This window comes from Planococcus wigleyi (genome assembly GCF_014836985.1).
GTDB classification, from domain to species: domain Bacteria; phylum Bacillota; class Bacilli; order Bacillales_A; family Planococcaceae; genus Planococcus; species Planococcus notacanthi.
The window spans coordinates 81829-102526 of sequence record NZ_JACSPU010000001.1; the positions used below are offsets into that span (position 1 = coordinate 81829).

Sequence of the window (20698 nt, forward strand, 5' to 3'; positions counted from 1 at the left end):
CATGCTTGAAATAAAAGGAATAACAGGCGGCTATGGCGAGAAGAATATCGTCAACGACGTATCTTTTACTGTCAATAAAGGCTCGATCCTCGGGATTTTGGGACCCAATGGAAGCGGCAAATCTACCTTGATGAAATTGATCAGTGGAGTGCTTCCCGCTGCAGGTGGAGAAGTCCGGATTGACGGCAAACCCATGGCTGATTTTACGGCGAAAGAACTGGCCAGGAAAATGGCGGTCTTGCCTCAATTGCATGCACACGCTTTTGCCCATACGGTTCGTGAAACGGTTTCACTTGGCAGGTATCCGCATCAAAGCGGCTGGTTTTCTTCCTGGTCGGATGAAGACGAAGAAGCTGTTGTGGAAGCGATGGGGTTGATGGACATCAGCCAATATGAACAGACACAAATCGATCGGATGTCGGGCGGCGAACAACAGCGCGTCTTCGTGGCACAGGCTCTGGCACAAGATGCAGGGATCCTGCTTTTGGATGAGCCGACCAACCATCTGGATATCAATCACCAGAAGGAATTGCTCGATACCATCAAAAAGCAGGCCATTGAAAAAGACTTGACGATTGTCTCTATTTTTCATGATATCAACCTGGCTTCCATGTATTGCGATCAATTGCTGCTGATGGATGGAGGAGGGGTCGTCCGGATCGGCGAACCGCATGAAGTGGTTCGGGAACAAGATATTGAAACCGTCTATCATACACGCGTCAGCAACCACCCGCATCCGGAACTGCCTAAACCGCAGATCACTTTATTGCCGGGCGTCGAGCGCGAATCCAGTGAGGCAAGCATACGGGCAAAGGACTTCCGGATTTCCAAAGACATGGTGCTCTACCAGAGTCCGATTCCGTTAAAGACGGTATCATCCGCAGTCGTCAATGCAGGCTCCGGTTGGTTCCGCAATTTCATGAACCGCCATGTGGATGCATTTTACAACATCAACAACAGTGTCCAGGAAATGTCCGAGTATATCGAAGAAAGCGGACTGAAAACGACGGACACTGTAGGGATGATGACAGCTGTCCAAACGGAAGATGCCATCATTAAAGAGTATGAGGGCCCATTCGGCTCAGTGGTGATTGCTGTCACTGCTGGTGTTGGAAACGGCGTTGACGTCTCAAAAGCGGTAGAGCGCACCTTGCGTGTCGGGACCATCAATACCTGGATCCTGGTCAATGGCATCTTATCCGATGAAGCGTTTATCCAGGCAATGATCACTGCAACAGAAGCGAAGACCAAAGCCCTTCAGCAGGAGCAAGTCAAAGATCCACTGACCGGCACGATCGCGACCGGCACGTCCACTGACAGCTGCCTGGTAGCAGCCACGCAGCAAGGCGAGGAGTTGCCTTATGCCGGCCCCATCACCGAACTTGGAAAATTGATCGGCGTCGGTGTTTTCGAATGCACTATTGAAGCGCTCAAATTGTATCAGTTGGCGAAAGCGAAAAGCCTATGATTTCGCATCTGATTGCTATTGCGCTGGGCCTGGCCATCGACCGTATGATTGGTGATCCGCCCAATTGGCCACATCCTGTCCGCTGGATCGGGACTGCGATCCGCAAGTTGACCAAACGCTGGAATCACGGACCGAACGCTTTCCGGAACGGTTTTTGGCTGCTGGGAACGATTGCTGTGACCGTTTTTCTGCTCGTTTACGCGGTTGTTTTTTGGGCTTATTCTTTAAATGCGTTTTTGGGAATTGCTGTAGAAGCCGTATTGATCGCTTCCGGGCTTGCACAGAAGAGCCTGAAAGACGCAGCGATGGAGGTCTACGATCCATTGACGAATAAAAACTTTGTCCTGGCACGTGAAAAGTTGTCCTGGATTGTCGGCAGGGATACAGAAGGTTTAAATGAAAGTGAAATTACAAGAGGCGTCGTGGAGACGGTGTCGGAGAATACCAGCGATGGTGTCACTGCACCGCTGTTCTGGGCATTTCTGCTCGGCGCTCCGGGCTTGTGGCTGTATAAATCCGTCAATACACTTGATTCGATGGTCGGCTACCGAAATGAAGAGTTTGAGCAGTTCGGTTTTGCCTCTGCAAAAGCGGATGATGTACTAAACTTCATTCCGAGCCGCCTGACCGGATTTTTGATTTTAATCCTCACATCTAACAAACGATCACTGACCATGCGTCAGCGTTTGGCGGAATGGCTGCGGGATGCACCAAAGCATCCGAGCCCGAACAGCGGCTGGCTGGAGGCGGCGACAGCCGTGCAATTAGGTGTAGAACTGGGCGGATTGAACCGCTACCGTGGAATCGAGTCGGAGCGTGCACGTATGGGTATGCCGGTTTATCCACTGGAAGCAAGCCACATTAAAGAAGCTGTCAGCCAGATGCAAACGGCCACCACTGGTTTTTTCATCATATTTGCTTTAGGAGGAATTTTGTTTGGAATTGCCTAATCATGGAGCCAATCCACTTCGTTTATACAAAAAGGCAGGCATCAGCCCGCCGCCACAGATTTTAGATTTCAGCGAAAATGTCCATCCTTTTGGCCCACCGGCTTTTTTGGAAGAGATTTGGCCCGATATGCTGGGTTTGACCGGTTCTTATCCAGATCCCGATGGAGAACCGTTCCGTACGGCAGCTGCCAAATTCCATGATGTGGCGGCCGGTGAAGTCGCTGCAGGCAACGGGGCAGCTGAAATTTTCACTTGGCTGGCCAGAAGATATCGGAGCCGGCAGGTTGTCTTGATCGAACCGGCATTTTCCGAATACCGCCAAACGCTGGAAGCGGAAAATGTCCAGATCAAAGCGCTGCAATTGGTGCCGGAAAACGGCTGGCAATTGACCGTTCAAGATGTCCGGAACATAATCCCGGGATGCGCAGCGCTGTACATCTGCAATCCGCATAATCCGACAGGTACGTTACTGGACACCGACACCCTTCAGGAAATTGCGCAGATTTGCCTGGAACACCACTGTGAACTTGTGATTGATGAAGCTTTTATTGATTTTATTGGAGAAGAGGCTTCCTTTATGCCGTTCTTGCCGGCTTTTCCGAATGTTTTCATTGTCCGTTCGATGACCAAAATGTACGCCATTCCGGGGTTGCGCCTCGGCTATGTGGTCAGTGCGGCAGAAAAGATCGGCCAATTGAAGCAAGGGGCAGCGCATTGGAACGTCAATGCCTTATCGGCTGTTATCGGAGCCAAGTGTTTAGGAGAAGCAGATTACCGCCGCAACGTCATCCAAGCCGCTTCCGGGGAACGCCGAAAAATGCAGCAGTTTTTAGCAGCAAACAATTGCCGGAGCACTGATTCCGAAGTTAATTTCCTGTCATTCCAATTGCCGGATTCAAATTGTTCTGCAGCATTTTTTACAGATTTCTTAAAAGCTGGAATCGTCCTTCGCCATACCGAATCATTTCAAGGAATGGACGGCAACTGGTTTCGAATCGGCATGAAATCAACGGAAAACATGACGAAATTGCGGGAGGCGATTAAGGAATGGCTCAAGGCCAATTGATATTTATCAGCGGCGGAGTCCGAAGCGGCAAAAGTGCCTATGCGGAATCTGTCGTCCGCGCTGCGGGAAGCGCGCGGAAAGTATACATAGCCAGCGGGCAAGCTTATGATGAAGAAATGAAGAAACGCATTGAACGCCACCGTCTAGATCGTTTTCAAGACGGTTGGCATACCATTGAGCAAGCTTACCGCATGGAGAGTGTTTTAGAAAAACTGCAGCCGGAAGACCTGGTGTTATGGGATTGTGTGACGACGTGGCTGGCTAATGAGCTTTACGAGGGTTGGGAAACGGGCAATGTGTGCGCCGATCAACCGGGGTGCATGGAAGAGAAATGGAATCGCCTGCAGCAGACGATTCTTGCTTTGCTGGATACCGTTAATTTGCTGACAGTCGTCTCGAACGAAGTGCTGGACGATTTCGTGCGCGACGAACTTTACCAAAGCTGGCTCGGGCGCATCCACATCTGGCTCGTGCAGCAAGCCGATCAGGCCATTGAAATGGAAAACGGCCTTGCATTCAGAAGGAAGTGACAAGATGCGCGGAATTATGATTCAAGGAACCGCTTCAGATGTCGGGAAAAGCATGATCTGTACAGCTTTTTGCCGGATTTTTTCCGATCAGGGAATGAAAGTGGCTCCCTTCAAATCACAGAACATGTCGAATAATTCCTATGTGACAGTAAAAGGAGAAGAAATCGGCCGTGCCCAGGGTGTCCAAGCCGAAGCGGCACGGACACTGGCGACAGTGGACATGAATCCGATTCTGCTGAAGCCGGAAAGCGGCATGAAATCTCAGGTCGTGCTGTTCGGCAAAAAACTGGTGACGATGGATGGCATGGATTACCGGACCCGGTTTTATGAAAAAGGGCTGGAGGTCATCGATCAGGCACTTGCCAACCTTGCCAAAGACTTTTCCCATGTGGTCATCGAAGGAGCCGGAAGCCCGGCTGAAGTCAATTTGAACGACCGGGAGCTGGTCAACATGGCGGTGGCAAAACGGGCGGATGTGCCGGTGATTTTGGTCGCCGACATCGAACGCGGCGGTGTGTTTGCCTCGATTGTCGGAACGCTCGCTTTGATGCCTGAACCGGAACGGGTCAAAGGCTTGATCATCAATAAATTCCATGGCGATGCGCAGCTCTTTAAAGACGGCGTCCAGTTTCTGGAATCGTATACAGGCATTCCGGTGCTCGGGGTCATCCCGTACATGGCCAGCCATGAAATCGAACAGGAAGATTCACTTGGTGTGCAGGCCGTACAGCGGATAGCCAGAGTGGAAAATCCTATTGAACTGGTCATCTGCAGGCATCCTTACATCTCGAATTTCACAGATGTAGAACCGTTTCTGAATGAACCGGATGTGACCATCCGCTGGGCGGAAACGGTCGAAGACATTGGACAGCCGGATATCTTGTTGCTGCCAGGCACAAAAAGCACGATTGCAGATTTGCGCTATTGGAGAAAGCAGGGGCTTGGCATAAAACTCCAGGAATTGAAGGGGAATACATGGATTGTCGGCTTATGCGGCGGATTTCAGATGTTGGCTGAAACCCTGGCGGATCCCGAAGGCCATGATGGCATCGCAATAGAAAGAGAACGGGGATTTGGCTTGGTGCCGAATATGCATGTCCAGTTCGAAAAACAGAAAGTGGTCCAACGAAAGAACGGCCTCGCTGCATTTTCAGATGCGAAAGTTTCTGTCACCGGCTATGAAATCCACCACGGCAACGTGAAGCAAACAGACTATCCGCTCATAAGCAGTGGAAGTTCTGCAGAAGGCTATTTCCATGAACAGGTGCTGGGCACGCATCTGCATGGATTTTTCCGGAATCGCGAGTGCCGGACTGCCTTCTTGGCACCTATCCGCAAGCGGAAAAATTTGCCAGTGCCATTACCCGAAGCTGTGGCAGACCCATTTGACCGCTGGGCACAACATGTCAAGAGCCACTTGGACTGGCAGAAAGTCGAAGAAATCATGGAGGCGAGTTTATGAGCCGGCAGTTAGGGACAGGATTACTATTGGCGCTTCAATTTTTCTCGGTGATTCCGGTAAAGAAACAGCTGCCGATGGAAAAAGCCCATATCACTGCGATGTATGCGATGTTGCCTGTACTGGGTGTGCTTTTTGGCAGTGCCTTGGCCGGAGCAGTATGGCTTTTGAGAGAAACAACGGATGTCAGTTCGCTGTTGATCGGATTTACCGTCGTAGTCATTGGCATGGTACTGACCGGGGGACTCCATATGGACGGCCTGGCGGATACCGGGGATGCTTATTTTTCCTATCAGGACCGGGATAAACGGCTAGACATCATGGGAGATCCGCGGATTGGCGCTTTTGGCACCATGATTTTGCTGTTGGCGATTGTCGGGAAAATCATTGTGGTGGCGGAATCGGTACAGGCCGTTTCGCTGGTGCTGATTTTATTCATCCCGGTGTTAGCCAGAATCGGCTTGCTGGCATTGTTCAGCACGACCTGTTCAGCAAAACCAAAAGGGCTGGCAGCATTTTTCCAACAACGGGCAGACCACAGAAAGCTGTTCATAGCTGCGCTGATTTTTATTGCCATCGGTTTCGTGTTATTGGTTTGGAGCACAACTAGTTGGATTGCACTGACGCTGCTGGTGCTAGTGGCCGGATCGCTTTGGCTGTTCCGCGCCTGGTGCCTTCGGAATTTCGGCGGCGTGACGGGTGATTTGTTCGGTGCGTATGTGGAAGGAGTGGAGATTTTATTATGGATCAGCCTTTTATTCTTCGTTTAATTCGCCATGCCCCTACAAAAGGCAATCAACAAAAGTGTTATATCGGTTGGACCGATGAAGCGATCCTTCCGTTTCAGACACAACCTGACCTGAAACTTCAAACCGTTATGGGCAGTGACCTGAAGCGGTGCCGCCAGACGGCAGCGATACTGTTTCCGAATGCAGTCTACAGAGCAAACCGGGATTTACGGGAATGCCATTTTGGCCAATGGGAAATGAAAACCTATGAAGAGCTGAAAGACATTGAACTGTACCGCAACTGGATAGATAATCCTTGGAACAGCAAGCCTCCTGGCGGTGAAAGCCTTACGGACATGGCTCAGCGGATTGAACAAGGCATCCGAAAACTGCCGGAAGGCAATACAGTTACATTGGTTCTCCACGGCGGTCCGATTCGTTACCTAATGGCTCAGGCATTGAATGAAAAATTTCAAGATCAAATTGCGCTGCACGGGGGCTGCCACATTTTAACGTGGCCAAACCGCCAAGCGTTCGAGGAGCGGGCATTATGCACATCGTTTTCGGTGGAGCCTTTAACGGCAAGCGGCAATATGTGAAAGACCGGCTGGAAGGCCAGGCAGCTCAATGGAATGAAAGGCGGTTGCCAGAACCTTCAGCTACAGAAATAAATATAGTCATTGCCGGTTTAGAGCTGTGGGTCAAACAGCAGCTGGAACAAGGTTTTTCAGAAGAGTATTTAATGGAGCAAGTAAAAAAAACGATCGGTTGGGAACAAACGCAGCAAACCTGGATTTTAACAGATCTCAATCGCGGCATTGTGCCGACTGAGCGGATTGAACGGGAAATGCGCGACGTTCTGGGCAGGATCTATCAGTTCTTATTTGCTGAAGCAGACAGCATTACACGCATTTGGTACGGGATTCCAGAAAAACTGAAGTAAAAATTCATTCCGTGAAAGCGGAAAAAGGGGCAGACGAACATGAAAATTTACACAAAAACCGGAGACAAAGGGCAAACCAGTTTAATCGGAGCACGCACAGACAAAGATGCACCACGCGTTGAGGCTTACGGCACCATTGATGAAGTGAATTCATTTATCGGCAAAGCGATGACCGAATTGGCACCTGACTTATACGCCGACTTGTTGGCGGACTTGGAAGCCATCCAAAACGAATTGTTCGATTGCGGCGGCGACTTGGCCGATGTACGTAAAGAACCCAATTACAAAATGACGGAAGAACCGGTGGAAGTTTTAGAAAAACGCATCGATGAATTGATGGAAGAGCCGCCATTACTGGAACGATTTATCCTGCCCGGAGGTTCGCCGGCAGCGGCAACTATGCATATTGCCCGCACGATTACACGCCGTGCTGAGCGCCAGACAGTAACATTGATGAGAGCAGGAGAAGATTTCCCGCCTGTAGTCCAGCGCTATTTGAACCGCTTATCCGATTACCTGTTCGCTGCAGCCCGTGTCGTCAATTCACGTGCCGGCGTTCCGGATAATGAATACGTACGCAGCGCCAAAGTTTTCAAGAACGGCGGGCGCAGCAAAAAGTCGGTGGAATAGGATGACGACTCAGAAACTGGCGCTTGCGGCTTTATTCATCAGCTTGTCCGCAATCGGCGGCATGATCAAAATTCCGCTCGGCATTGCATCCATTGCACTTGATTCAATGCCAGCTCTTGTAGCCGTGCTGTTTTTTTCAGCGCCGCTTGCAGGGACCATCGCGGCATTCGGCCATTTGATTTCGGCTTTGTTTGGCGGCATGCCGCTCGGACCGTTTCATCTGATCATTGCGTTTGAAATGTGGGCAGTCGTCTGGCTGTTCGCGATATTGCATCGGGCAGGAAAACGGTGGTTGAAATGGCCAGCATTCATCGTTGGCAACGGTATGGTCGCAGCCGTTCCGTTCTACTTTCTTTTGTCGCCGGCATTTTTCTATGCTTCGGTACCGGGTCTGGTAATTGCCGCTTCCATTAATGCCGGAGTGGCTGCTTTGCTGATGCCTTACGTGCTGAGAGTACGTGGAGGTTCACTGCATGCGTCATGAAATTTCAATAGACGGCTTTGTCATCACTTCAGATAATTCTGCGGCCATCGGTGAAAAACAGCAGGATGTGGTCCAGGCTCCGGATTCCGTCACGGCTAAATTTGCCGCACGGGTCGCGTTGCTTGAACAATGGGCATCCGGCAGCGAACCGCAGGCCGTGTTGCTTCACAATTTTAGTGGTGCTGCTCATTGGGATGCCTATAGGGCGGGCCTCGCTGACCTTTTTGCTGAAGCCGAAACCCGGCTGCCGCCGATTTCGGGCAGCACGGAAACCAATATGGCCACTTTACAATCCGGCATCGCCGTGACGATGATCGGAAAACAGTCTCGCAAACAAGAAGCGGCTGAATCTTTGAACTGGTTTGTCTACGGAATTCCAATGGTCGGAGAAGACGTCCTCACGAAGGCCGATCAAATCGCTGATCTTGCCGTCATTAAGAAAGCTTTGGAATCGGAGCTGATCGAACGTGTTTGGCCAGTCGGATCGAAAGGCATTGCGCATGAAGCAGAATTGCTGATGGGCAAGTCCGTGGAATTTTCTGCGGATCTTAACGTCGGCAGCTCCGCCGGACCGGCAACTTGCGTTCTGGTGGGTGTCCTGCCGGCAAAGAGAGAACATCTTAAGGACTATTTTGGAGAACATCTTTTTTCGATTGAATTTCAATGAGGCAAAACCATTATCCGTAATTGGATGATGGTTCTTTGTCGTCCGGCAATTATTCTCCATACAAAAGAACTGTAGATTTTAAAATCGTTAACTGGTATCTTATGTGTAGCAAACATTCAATGCTTGATATTTGAAAACTCTTTTAAATTTAGGTTGACTGAATGCTCATTCATATTTTAAACTAGAACATAGTATCGACAATCTATTAGTGTTCACGTAAACTTTGGGTAGGGAATTTTTAGAATATACACACAAGGGGGATATCACGATGGAGCCATTGCTCATTGCAAACTGGGTTTTATTCATAGCTGTAACCGCTTACGCCATCTATCTCTTCATTTATTTATTGAAGTCGAGATATGATTTCATCAAGCTTGGCCAAAAGGTCGAGTTTGAGGAAAACTTCAACGAGCGCTTACGGAAAGTTATGGTCAATGTTTTTGGACAAAAGAAATTAATGAAAGATAAGAAGAGCGGAACGATTCACGTGATGTTCTTCTATGGCTTCCTGTTGGTTCAGGCAAGTGCCATTGATTTCATCATCAAAGGCTTGTCACCGGATTCACATTTGCCGTTAGGGCCGCTTTACCCGGCTTTCACTTTCTTCCAGGAAATCGTCACGTTGACGATTCTGGTAGCGGTGGTCTGGGCGTTTTACAGACGTTACATTGAAAAGCTTGTCCGTTTGAAGCGCGGATGGAAATCAGGGCTGGTGCTTATTTTCATCGGTGGATTGATGGTAACTGTATTAATCGGCAACGGAATGGCCATGCTTTGGCACGGACACGAAGGTGCTTGGACTGAACCAGTCGCTTCACTTGTCGCTGCTGCATTCTCTTGGTTGCCTGAAGCTGCAACTGTAACGATTTTCTATGTTATGTGGTGGGCACACTTATTGTTCCTGCTGACATTCCTGGTTTATGTTCCACAATCGAAACACGCTCATTTGATCTTCGGACCGGTCAACACATGGTTCCACCGAGTGGACCATGTCGGCCGTTTGAAGCCGATCAACTTTGAAGAGATGGAAGATGAAGAAGATCCGGATGCTGTGCCTTCGTTCGGTGTCGGAAAAATCACCGACTTTACACAAGGGCAGATGATCGATTTCTACGCCTGCGTAGAATGTGGACGCTGTACAAATATGTGTCCGGCAACCGGAACAGGGAAAATGCTGTCTCCGATGGATCTTATTACAAAACTTCGTGACAACCTGACGAATACAGGTGCCGTCATGACACAGAAAAAACCATGGGTGCCGGCAATGGCATTCAACAATACGCAAGGAAACCAATTGGCGATGGCTGCAGGCGCTGAAGGAATCAGCATCGACGAGTTATACAGCCCGAGCTTAATCGGAGACGTCATCACAGAAGAAGAAATCTGGGCATGTACAACTTGCCGTAACTGTGAAGACCAATGTCCGGTTATGAACGAGCACGTCGACAAAATCATCGACCTTCGCCGTTACCTGGTAATGACGGAAGGGAAAATGGACAAAGATGCTCAGCGTGCGATGACAAACATCGAAAAGCAGGGGAATCCTTGGGGACTTAACCGTAAAGAAAAAGAAAACTGGAGAGATGCACGTCCAGATATTTCAATTCCAACTGTTAAAGAAATGAACAAAGCCGGCGAAGAATTCGAATTCCTGTTCTGGGTTGGATCAATGGGTTCATTCGACAGCCGTTCACAAAAAATCGCCTTGTCATTTGCCCGTTTGATGAACGAAGCAGGAGTGAAATTCGCGATTCTGGGCAACAAAGAAAAGAACTCGGGTGATACGCCACGCCGTCTCGGAAATGAATTCCTGTTCCAGGAACTGGCGACAGGCAACATCAAAGAATTCGAAAAAGCGGAAATCAAGAAAATCGTCACGATTGACCCGCATGCTTATAACATCTTTAAAAACGAATACCCGGATTTCGGCTTTAAAGCAGAAGTCTACCACCATACCGAAATGCTGTTCGAACTGGTCCAAGATGGCCGTTTGAAACCGCAATTCCCGGTAAACGAACGAATCACGTTCCACGATTCCTGTTACCTCGGCCGCTACAACGATGTCTACGACGCACCGCGCGAGATATTGAAAGCGATCGAAGGCGTGGAATTGGTCGAAATGGTCCGCAACCGCCAAGACGGCATGTGCTGTGGAGCTGGCGGGGGAATGATGTGGATGGAAGAAGATGCAGGCCACCGCGTCAACGTTGCCCGTACGGAACAAGCACTTGAAGTCAATCCGACCATGATTTCTTCAGGCTGTCCATACTGCCTGACAATGCTGTCAGATGGTACGAAAGCGAAAGAAGTCGAAGATGAAGTTGGAACATACGATGTAGCTGAGCTATTGGAAATGGCCGTTCTTGGCAATGAAACACCAATGCCTGAGCCTGAATCAGTGGTCCAATAAGCTGAAGCTCCACTAAGAAACACCAATGAGTAAATAATAATTGCCTAATGACAGAAAATTAAGTAGAATAACAGCATAAGCAAGAAAAAAGAAAGGGAGTGAAGTACTCCCTTTTCTTTTGCACTCATACCGAGCGAGCGTTCAGTCAACTTTATGGGCTGAATAAAATTCAGCTTGTGGAACTTGCGACTAAGCTAGCGCGGCGATGCAGGAACAATGTTTTTAACCGCTGCTGATTCAAAAGTAATTAAATGATGGATAAAAGAAAAAGCAGAAAACGTTGCCTGGAGCGACTTCTTAAACCCTGCTCTACTTTCATCATTTATATTTTTCACTATACTTGAAACCGTTTACAAGCAAACGCAAAGGGGAGGAAATCATCATGGCAAAAACAGTTATTATCGATGGGGCACGCACAGCATTCGGGAAATTTGGAGGAAACTTGAGCACGTTATCGGCAAGTGAATTAGGGGCAGAAGCGATCAAAGCGGCAATGAGCCGGGCGGATATCCAGCCGGAAGATGTCCAGGAAGTCATCATGGGCAACGTATTGCAGGCAGGGCAAGGGCAGATTCCTTCACGCCAAGCCGCGAAAAAAGCCGGCATTCCTTACAGCGTCAAATCTGAAACAATCAACAAAGTCTGCGCATCCGGCATGCGCAGCGTCACGTTGGCAGACCAGATCATTCGCTTGGGCGATGAGGAAGTAATTGTTGCAGGCGGCATGGAATCCATGTCCAACGCACCTTATTATCTTCCGAAAGCACGTTGGGGACTTCGCATGGGAGATGCCCAAGTAATTGACGGCATGGTCCATGACGGATTGTCGTGTTCGTTCCACCCGGACAAAGTCCACATGGGGACTTACGGAAACTCAACCGCTGAAGATTTCAATCTGACGCGTGAAGCTCAGGATGAGTGGTCGGCACGTTCGCATGAACGTGCCATCAAAGCGAAAGGTCTGTTCTCTGAAGAAATCGTCGCGATCGACATTCCACAACGCAAAGGGGATCCGATTACAGTTGACGTGGACGAAGCGCCACGCGCCAATTCCACTATTGAAGCATTGGCGAAACTGAAACCGGCATTCGGCAAAGACGGAACAATTACTGCTGGAAACGCACCTGGCATCAATGACGGTGCAGTTGCACTTGTATTGATGAGCGAAGAACGCGCACAGAACGAAGGGAAAAACGTATTGGCGCACATATTGTCCCATACGGAAGTGGCGATCGAGCCGCATCGATTCCCGGAAACTCCGGGCATCGTCATCAACGAGTTATTGAAGAAAACCGGCAAATCACTGGATGACATCGATTTGTTTGAAATCAACGAAGCGTTTGCAGCAGTGGCGCTGGCAAGTTCGAAAATCGCTGATTTGGATGCTGAAAAAGTGAACGTCAACGGCGGATCAGTAGCGCTTGGACACCCGATTGGTGCAAGCGGCGCACGCATTATCCTGACATTGGCTTATGAATTAAAACGCCGCGGAGGCGGCATCGGCATCGCAGCCATCTGTTCAGGCGGCGGACAAGGCGACGCAATCATGATTGAAGTTCCTAAGGAGGCAAAATAAGCATGTCGATTCAAAACGTAATGGTCATTGGCGCCGGACAAATGGGTTCCGGCATCGCGCAGGTTTGCGCACAGGCAGGATTGAACGTGAAACTGAATGATATGAAGCAGGAAGCATACGATCGCGGAATCGGGACCATCACCAAGAACCTGTCCCGCAATGTTGAAAAAGGCCGCATGACGGAAGAAGAAAAGAATGAGGTCCTTGGACGCATTACACCGTCGCTTGATCTTAAGGATGCTCATGATGTGGATATCGTCATCGAAGCAGCTGTTGAAAACATGGCCATCAAACACAGCATCTTTAAAACGCTGGATGAAGTGGCGCCACAGCATGCTATTTTGGCAACAAACACGTCATCTCTTCCAATTACAGAGATTGCGGCAGTCACCAACCGCCCGGAGCAAGTAATCGGCATGCATTTCATGAATCCGGTACCGGTGATGAAACTTGTGGAAATTATCCGCGGCTTGGCAACTTCTGATGAGGTTTATAAAAAAGTGGAAGAAATGACGGTTCAGCTGTCAAAAACACCAGTGGAAGTGAATGATTTCCCAGGATTCGTTGCGAACCGCATCTTGATGCCGATGATCAACGAAGCGATTTTCACACTTCAAGAAGGGGTCGCCACCAAAGAAGCAATCGACGACATCATGAAACTCGGCATGAACCATCCGATGGGACCGTTGCAATTGGCTGATTTTATTGGCTTGGATACTTGCCTGTACATTATGGAAGTGCTGCATGAAGGGTTCGGCGACAGCAAGTACCGCCCAAGCCCGTTATTGCGCCAATACGTCAAAGCAGGATGGCTAGGCAAGAAAACCGGACGCGGTTTCTATGACTACACTTAATATTAGGGGGAAAACCGCAATGGATTTGCACTTTACAGATGAACAGCTTATGATGCGCAACATGGTGCGAGATTTCGCGAAAGAAGAGATTACACCGTTTATCGAAAACATGGAAAACGATGAATTTCCAACGGCGATTTTAAAGAAAATGGGCGAGCTCGGATTGATGGGAATCACAGCTCCTGAAAAATACGGCGGTGCGGAAATGGACTTCACTTCCTATATCACGGCTATCCACGAATTATCGAAAGCGAGCGGCGTGGTAGGAGTTATCCTGTCAGTCCATACGTCGGTCGGCACCAACCCGATCCTCAATTTCGGATCACAGCAGCAAATCGAGAAATACGTACCAAAACTGGCGAGCGGCGAATACCTTGGCGCTTTCTGTCTGACAGAACCGGCGGCAGGTTCGGATGCAGGAAGCCTGAAGACAAAAGCGGTCCTAGACGGAGACCATTACGTTTTGAATGGCTCGAAAGTCTTTATTACCAATGGCGGCGCAGCGGATACGTATATCGTCTTCGCTTCGACAAAGCCTTCTGCAGGCTCCCGTGGAATTTCGGCTTTCATTGTTGAAAAGGATACACCGGGCTTGGTCATCGGCAAAAACGAAAAGAAAATGGGTCTCCATGGTTCGAAAACGGTCCAATTGACCTTTGAAAATATGCGGGTACCGGCTGGAAACTTGCTGGGCGAAGAAAATAAAGGATTCAGCATCGCCATGGCGAATTTGAACGTCGGACGCATCGGCATCGCGGCACAAGCGCTCGGCATTGCTGAAGCGGCCTATGAATATGCTGTGGCTTACGCCAAAGAACGCGAACAGTTCGGCAAACCAATTGCCCAGCAGCAAGGCATCGGCTTTAAGCTGGCGGATATGGCGACACAGGTGGAAGCCGCGAAACTGCTGGTCTACAACGCGGCGGACTTGTATTCACAAGGCAAGGATTGCAATAAAGAAGCTTCCATGGCTAAACTTTTCGCTTCGAAAGCGGCGATGGATGTCACGATTGAAGCCATTCAAGTGTTCGGCGGCTATGGTTATACAAAAGATTATCCGGTCGAGCGCCTGTTCCGCGACGCTAAAGTAACGGAAATTTATGAAGGCACCAGCGAAATTCAACGCATCGTCATCAGCAAACAACTACTTAAATAATTTATTGGAGGAATGGAAAATGAATTTTCAACTGTCTGAAGAACACGAAATGATCCGCAAAATGGTAAGAGATTTCGCTAATAAAGAAGTGGCGCCAACAGCGGAAGAGCGTGACGAAGAAGAACGCTTTGACCGTGAGATTTTCGATAAAATGGCTGAACTTGGCCTTACGGGTATTCCATGGCCGGAAGAATACGGCGGAATCGGCTCGGATTATTTGGCGTACTGCATCGCAGTTGAAGAATTATCACGTGTCTGCGCATCGACAGGCGTTACATTATCTGCCCACACGTCTCTGGCAGGATGGCCGGTTTATACATTCGGAACGGAAGAACAAAAACAAAAATACCTTCGCCCAATGGCGGAAGGCACGAAAATCGGCGCTTACGGCTTAACGGAACCCGCTTCAGGATCGGATGCAGGCGCTATGCGCACTTCAGCGAAAGAAGACGGCGACCATTATGTATTGAACGGTTCGAAAATCTTCATCACCAACGGCGGAATTGCGGACATCTACATCGTATTTGCGGTAACAGATCCTGAATCGAAGCATAAAGGCACAACAGCATTCATCGTTGAAAAAGACTTTGAAGGTTTCTCGGTCGGCAAAAAAGAGCGCAAGCTGGGCATTCGCTCAAGCCCGACAACTGAAATCATCTTCGACAACTGCCGTGTACCGAAAGAAAACGTTTTGGGCGAACTTGGCCAAGGCTTCAAAATCGCTATGCAGACGCTTGACGGTGGACGCAACGGCATCGCGGCACAGGCTGTCGGAATCGCACAAGGAGCACTTGATGCATCAATCGACTACGCGAAAGAACGCGAGCAATTCGGCAAGCCGATTGTTGCCAACCAAGGCGTTTCATTCAAACTGGCGGATATGGCGACTTCAATCGAAGCTTCCCGTCTATTGACTTACCAGGCAGCTTGGTTGGAATCGAATAAATTATCTTACAGCAAAGAGTCGGCGATGGCGAAATTGATGGCCGGCGATACAGCGATGAAAGTAACGGTTGAAGCGGTTCAAGTCTTCGGGGGCTACGGCTATACGAAAGATTATCCGGTTGAACGCTTTATGCGCGACGCGAAAATCACTCAAATTTACGAAGGCACACAGGAAGTTCAGCGTCTGGTTATTTCCCGGATGGTTACGAAATAAGCGGAGGGTTGCCTTATGAACAAAAAGCGTGAAATAGCGTCCTCCGTGAAAGACGAAAGCTTGATTGAAAAGCGCCGCGAACAGATGATTCGCGGTGCTGTCACGCTTTTTAAAGAAAAAGGCTTTCACCGGACGACGACACGGGAAATCGCCAAAGCCGCGGGTTTCAGTATCGGTACGTTGTATGAATACATCCGGACCAAGGAAGATGTGCTGTACCTCGTCTGTGACTCCATTTATGACGAAGTGAACACACGTCTGGACCGGCTTGATATCGAACAGGGTTCCATTAATGTCCTTGTGACGGCGATCGAGCATTACTACACCTTGATCGATGATATGCAGGATGAATTCGTGGTCATGTACCAGGAATCCAAATCGTTGCCGAAGGACGCATTAAGTTATGTACTGAATAAAGAAATTGAAATGGTGGCGCTTTTTGAACGTTTGCTGACGCAATGCGTCGACAACGGGGAAATCAAAATGACGCCGAAAGAAGTGGTCATGGCTTCCCATCATTTATTCGTACAAGGCCAAATGTGGGCTTTCAGACGCTGGGCGTTGCGCGACTTCACCATTCAGGAATTTATCGACATGCAAACCAAATTTCTTTTGCAGGGGATGGCAGGAGAAAACATTTCAATACAGGGGGCTTGATCATAATGGCTACAATCGAAGAAACGAAAACCTATCAGCCGAAAAACCATATTCGCTTTGTCACGGCTTCCAGTCTTTTTGACGGCCATGACGCGTCCATCAACATCATGCGCCGGATTCTGCAATCAAGCGGTGCCGAAGTGATTCACTTGGGCCATAACCGCTCGGTTGAAGAAGTGGTCAATGCGGCTATCCAAGAAGATGTTCAGGGGATCTGCATTTCGTCTTACCAAGGCGGCCATATGGAATACTTCAAGTATATGTATGATTTGCTGCAGGAAAAAGGCGCATCGCATATCCGGATTTATGGCGGAGGCGGAGGCGTTATTTTGCCGCGTGAAATCAAAGAACTTGAAGAATACGGCATTGCCGGCATTTTCTCACCGGAAGATGGCCGCAAAAAAGGCCTGCAGGGCATGATTACGGAAATCGTTGAGGAATGTGATTTCTCGACGGTGAAACCGGATCAGAAAATCGAAAACCTTTCTGCCGACGAACCGGTAGTACTGGCAAACCTGATTACGGCTGCGGAAGAAGCGCATACGCGCGACACCGATACTGACGAATTGTTGAGAGCGGTACGGGAACAGACGAAAAACACGCCGGTCCTCGGCATCACCGGAACAGGCGGAGCTGGGAAAAGCTCGCTGACCGATGAATTGATTCGCCGATTCCTGTCTGAACTTCCGGACAAGAAAATCGCAATTCTGTCGATCGACCCGACCAAACAGAAAACAGGCGGCGCGCTTTTGGGTGACCGCATCCGCATGAACGCCATCTTCAATAAACGTGTCTTTATGAGAAGCCTGGCAACACGCGGTTCACGCTCAGAGCTGTCCGGTGCAATCGGAGATGTTTTGGACGTCGTGAAAGCGGCGGATTTCGATTTGATTGTTGTGGAAACAAGTGGGATCGGCCAGGGAGATGCGGAAATCGCCAACTTCTCGGACATTTCCATGTACGTCATGACCAGTGAATTCGGTGCACCGTCACAGCTTGAAAAAATCGATATGATCGATTACGCGGATTTGATTGTCATCAATAAATTCGAACGCAGCGGTTCGCAGGATGCGCTTCGCCAAGTGCAGAAGCAGTATCAGCGCAGCCATCTGCTATGGGATAAAGACCTGGATGAAATGCCGGTCTACGGCACAATCGCCAGCCAGTTCAACGATAAAGGGACCAACTCCCTGTTCGCGGCATTGGTAGCGACAGTCAATGAAAAAATGGGCACTGACTGGGAAACGGATTACGATAAATTCGTCAAAACCCAGAAAGAGAACCTCATCATTCCGAACGATCGCCGCTATTACTTGCGTGAGCTGACCGATACGGTCCGTGGCTACCACGCAAAATCCAAAGAACAAGCCGCCTTTGCGCGCCGTCTGTTCCAATTGGAAGGCGCCATCGAAGCGGTAAAAGAAAAAGCACCGGATGATGCATTGGTCGCTTCACTCGAGTCGCTGGCTGACGGCGTCCGTGAGGAATTGACTGCTGAATCCAAACGCATTCTCGCTAATTGGGTTGCGTTGAAAGAAATGTATGCCGGAGACGAATTCGTCACATCAGTACGAGACAAGGAAATCCGCACGATCCTGCGTACGGAAAGCCTATCCGGCATCAAAGTGCCGCGTGTGGTATTGCCGAAATTTGTTGATTACGGCGAGATCCTGTCTTGGGTTTACGCAGAGAACGTACCGGGTTCATTCCCGTATACGGCAGGGGTTTTCCCGTTCAAACGCGAAGGGGAAGATCCGAAGCGCCAATTTGCGGGAGAAGGAACGCCTGAACGCACGAACCGCCGTTTCCATTATCTATCGAAAGATGACGATGCGAAACGCTTGTCTACAGCTTTTGACTCGGTGACACTTTACGGCGAAGACCCGGATCACCGTCCAGACATTTACGGGAAAGTCGGCGAATCAGGTGTATCAATCTGTACGCTTGATGATATGAAGAAACTTTACGCAGGATTTGATCTGTGTGCGCCGTCGACTTCAGTTTCCATGACCATCAACGGACCGGCACCGATCATTTTGGCGATGTTCATGAACACGGCAATTGATCAGCAGGTCAAGTTGAATGAAGAAAAACTAGGCCGCACGTTGACTGTCGAAGAATTTACAGAAGTCCGTGAAAGCACGCTGCAAGTCGTTCGTGGCACCGTACAAGCCGATATTTTGAAAGAAGACCAAGGGCAGAACACCTGCATCTTCTCGACTGAATTCGCGTTGCGCATGATGGGCGATATCCAGCAATACTTCATCGATCACAAAGTGCGCAATTACTACTCTGTATCGATTTCGGGCTACCATATCGCCGAAGCGGGAGCGAATCCGATTTCCCAATTGGCCTTCACACTGTCCAACGGCTTCACGTATGTGGAATATTACTTGAGCCGCGGCATGAACATCGATGACTTTGCGCCGAACCTGTCGTTCTTCTTCTCGAACGGGCTGGATCCGGAATATACCGTCATCGGCCGTGTGGCACGCCGCATCTGGGCAGTTGTCATGCGCGATAAATACGGCGCCAACGAACGCAGCCAGAAACTGAAATACCATGTACAGACATCCGGGCGCAGTCTGCATGCACAGGAAATTGATTTCAACGACATCCGCACAACGTTACAGGCATTGATGGCGCTGCAGGATAACTGCAACTCGCTTCATACCAATGCTTACGATGAAGCGATCACGACGCCGACCGAAGAATCGGTTCGCCGCGCGATGGCGATCCAGATGATCATCACCAAAGAGCATGGATTGTCGAAAAACGAGAATCCGCTGCAAGGCGCGTTCATCATCGAAGAAATGACGCAATTGGTGGAAGAAGCGGTATTGACCGAGTTTGACCGCATCAACGACCGCGGAGGCGTTCTGGGCGCAATGGAAACACAGTACCAGCGCGGCAAAATCCAGGAAGAATCCATGCATTACGAAATGAAGAAACACACAGGCGAATTGCCGATCATCGGAGTCAATACCTACTTGAACCCGAATCCGCAATCAGACGACGACATCAACGCGATGGAAATCGCCCGCGCCACAACCGAAGAAAAGGAAACACAAATCAACAACTTGCGCGCCTTCCAGGAGCGCAACGATTCGACCGAAGCATTGGAGCGCCTGAAGCAAGTTGCGAAGACGGGCGGCAACATCTTCGAAGAATTGATGGACACCGTAAAAGTCGCAAGCTTAGGCCAAATCACTACAGCTTTATATGAAGTCGGCGGGCAGTATCGACGGAATATGTAGGTAGAAAAGCGGAAGCAGCCGTTTTGCTCCGACAGGCGTAAGAGGGTTTGGCGAAGGGGCGTGTTTCCAGTCGCACAGCCAAAGCAGCTTACGACCCGAGGGGCAGGCTGCTGGAGCTGGACAAAGAGGGAAGCCGAATGAAATACAATAAAGTAAGCGGAATCCGATTTCAAGTGGATTTTGCTTACTTTTTTTGTGGGGATGCGAGCTGGATCAGATTTGCAGGCGTTCTGCCGAGTTAAGGCCTAAAAGCTGAATGGATCAAAACACGAAAAAAGACGAAAACCCGCCAAAGCCGGGATTTTCGCTTTTTTGAGAAGAACTAAAGAGCGGATTTTGAAATCGACGAAGGTTTTTATTAATTTAAAAAGCGATACGCACGCTTGGAGAAAAAATATGCACGCTTATAAGAAAATACGCACGTTCAGCAGATAAAACGCTAATTTATTTAAATTACATCCAATAATATATTTTATTAAGAAAAAATTTCCAACCGGATGCAATAACAATCTTCATAAAGCCCATTCCACACGCTTATCCAGTCGATATCTCCACCCTTTTTCTGTATAATGAATGAAAACACATCCCAGAAAACAAGAAGGATGATCCTATGCGTAAAGCTGTGCACTACATAATTATCCTAATCTGTGTCATACTGATTTTCTTCCTGTACAATAAAGCTTTGGGATCCATTCCTTTTATGA

18 protein-coding genes are annotated in these 20698 nt (G+C 49.1%); all 18 read left to right on the forward strand.

Features of this window, described 5'->3' with window-relative positions; all coding sequences use genetic code 11:
• Window position 1: 1 nt before the first annotated feature.
• The 18 genes from H9630_RS00400 (at window position 2) to icmF (ending at window position 19994) form a co-directional block, all read left to right on the forward strand.
• The gene (locus H9630_RS00400) at window positions 2–1468 is read left to right on the forward strand and encodes an adenosylcobinamide amidohydrolase (RefSeq protein ID WP_191713520.1); all 1467 of its coding nucleotides are present in this window, start codon (window positions 2–4) and stop codon (window positions 1466–1468) included.
• Complete coding sequence (gene cbiB, locus H9630_RS00405; protein WP_191713521.1) at window positions 1465–2418, forward strand: adenosylcobinamide-phosphate synthase CbiB; 954 nt, start codon at window positions 1465–1467, stop codon at window positions 2416–2418. The genes H9630_RS00400 and cbiB overlap by 4 nt, the downstream gene beginning before the upstream one ends.
• Window positions 2405–3484 (forward strand): pyridoxal phosphate-dependent aminotransferase, encoded by a 1080-nt coding sequence (locus tag H9630_RS00410; protein ID WP_191713522.1) that lies wholly within the window; start codon window positions 2405–2407, stop codon window positions 3482–3484. Before cbiB ends, H9630_RS00410 begins: the two co-directional genes overlap by 14 nt.
• Window positions 3466–4014: a bifunctional adenosylcobinamide kinase/adenosylcobinamide-phosphate guanylyltransferase gene (locus H9630_RS00415; protein ID WP_191713523.1), complete on the forward strand. Its 549-nt coding sequence runs from the start codon at window positions 3466–3468 to the stop codon at window positions 4012–4014. Before H9630_RS00410 ends, H9630_RS00415 begins: the two co-directional genes overlap by 19 nt.
• A 4-nt stretch (window positions 4015–4018) precedes the next feature.
• Window positions 4019–5476: a cobyric acid synthase gene (locus H9630_RS00420; protein ID WP_191713524.1), complete on the forward strand. Its 1458-nt coding sequence runs from the start codon at window positions 4019–4021 to the stop codon at window positions 5474–5476.
• Window positions 5473–6243 (forward strand): adenosylcobinamide-GDP ribazoletransferase, encoded by a 771-nt coding sequence (gene cobS, locus H9630_RS00425; protein ID WP_191713525.1) that lies wholly within the window; start codon window positions 5473–5475, stop codon window positions 6241–6243. Before H9630_RS00420 ends, cobS begins: the two co-directional genes overlap by 4 nt.
• A complete protein-coding gene (locus H9630_RS00430) occupies window positions 6216–6800 on the forward strand; it encodes a histidine phosphatase family protein (RefSeq protein ID WP_191713526.1) in 585 nt (194 codons plus the stop codon). The genes cobS and H9630_RS00430 overlap by 28 nt, the downstream gene beginning before the upstream one ends.
• Window positions 6752–7144: a bifunctional adenosylcobinamide kinase/adenosylcobinamide-phosphate guanylyltransferase gene (locus H9630_RS00435; RefSeq protein WP_225218302.1), complete on the forward strand. Its 393-nt coding sequence runs from the start codon at window positions 6752–6754 to the stop codon at window positions 7142–7144. Before H9630_RS00430 ends, H9630_RS00435 begins: the two co-directional genes overlap by 49 nt.
• Before the next feature lie 39 nt (window positions 7145–7183).
• Window positions 7184–7774, forward strand: a complete 591-nt coding sequence (locus tag H9630_RS00440; RefSeq protein WP_191713527.1) for a cob(I)yrinic acid a,c-diamide adenosyltransferase — start codon at window positions 7184–7186, stop codon at window positions 7772–7774.
• Between the two features lies 1 nt (window position 7775).
• Complete coding sequence (locus H9630_RS00445) at window positions 7776–8258, forward strand: ECF transporter S component (RefSeq protein WP_191713528.1); 483 nt, start codon at window positions 7776–7778, stop codon at window positions 8256–8258.
• Window positions 8248–8925, forward strand: coding sequence for an alpha-ribazole-5-phosphate synthase (locus tag H9630_RS00450; RefSeq protein ID WP_191713529.1), 678 nt, complete (start codon window positions 8248–8250; stop codon window positions 8923–8925). Before H9630_RS00445 ends, H9630_RS00450 begins: the two co-directional genes overlap by 11 nt.
• Before the next feature lie 268 nt (window positions 8926–9193).
• Window positions 9194–11335 (forward strand): (Fe-S)-binding protein, encoded by a 2142-nt coding sequence (locus tag H9630_RS00455; RefSeq protein ID WP_191713530.1) that lies wholly within the window; start codon window positions 9194–9196, stop codon window positions 11333–11335.
• Window positions 11336–11717: 382 nt separating this feature from the next.
• The gene (locus H9630_RS00460) at window positions 11718–12911 is read left to right on the forward strand and encodes an acetyl-CoA C-acetyltransferase (protein WP_191713531.1); all 1194 of its coding nucleotides are present in this window, start codon (window positions 11718–11720) and stop codon (window positions 12909–12911) included.
• A 2-nt stretch (window positions 12912–12913) separates the two neighbouring features.
• Entirely contained in the window at window positions 12914–13765 is an 852-nt protein-coding gene (locus H9630_RS00465; RefSeq protein ID WP_191713532.1) for a 3-hydroxybutyryl-CoA dehydrogenase, read from the forward strand.
• Between the two features lie 19 nt (window positions 13766–13784).
• On the forward strand, window positions 13785–14921 hold the full coding sequence (locus H9630_RS00470) for an acyl-CoA dehydrogenase (protein ID WP_191713533.1): 1137 nt from the start codon (window positions 13785–13787) through the stop codon (window positions 14919–14921).
• Between the two features lie 19 nt (window positions 14922–14940).
• Window positions 14941–16080: an acyl-CoA dehydrogenase gene (locus tag H9630_RS00475; protein WP_191713534.1), complete on the forward strand. Its 1140-nt coding sequence runs from the start codon at window positions 14941–14943 to the stop codon at window positions 16078–16080.
• Window positions 16081–16095: 15 nt separating this feature from the next.
• Window positions 16096–16737 (forward strand): TetR/AcrR family transcriptional regulator, encoded by a 642-nt coding sequence (locus H9630_RS00480; RefSeq protein WP_191713535.1) that lies wholly within the window; start codon window positions 16096–16098, stop codon window positions 16735–16737.
• A gap of 5 nt (window positions 16738–16742) precedes the next feature.
• Window positions 16743–19994: a fused isobutyryl-CoA mutase/GTPase IcmF gene (gene icmF / locus H9630_RS00485; protein ID WP_191713536.1), complete on the forward strand. Its 3252-nt coding sequence runs from the start codon at window positions 16743–16745 to the stop codon at window positions 19992–19994.
• Window positions 19995–20698: the final 704 nt, after the last annotated feature.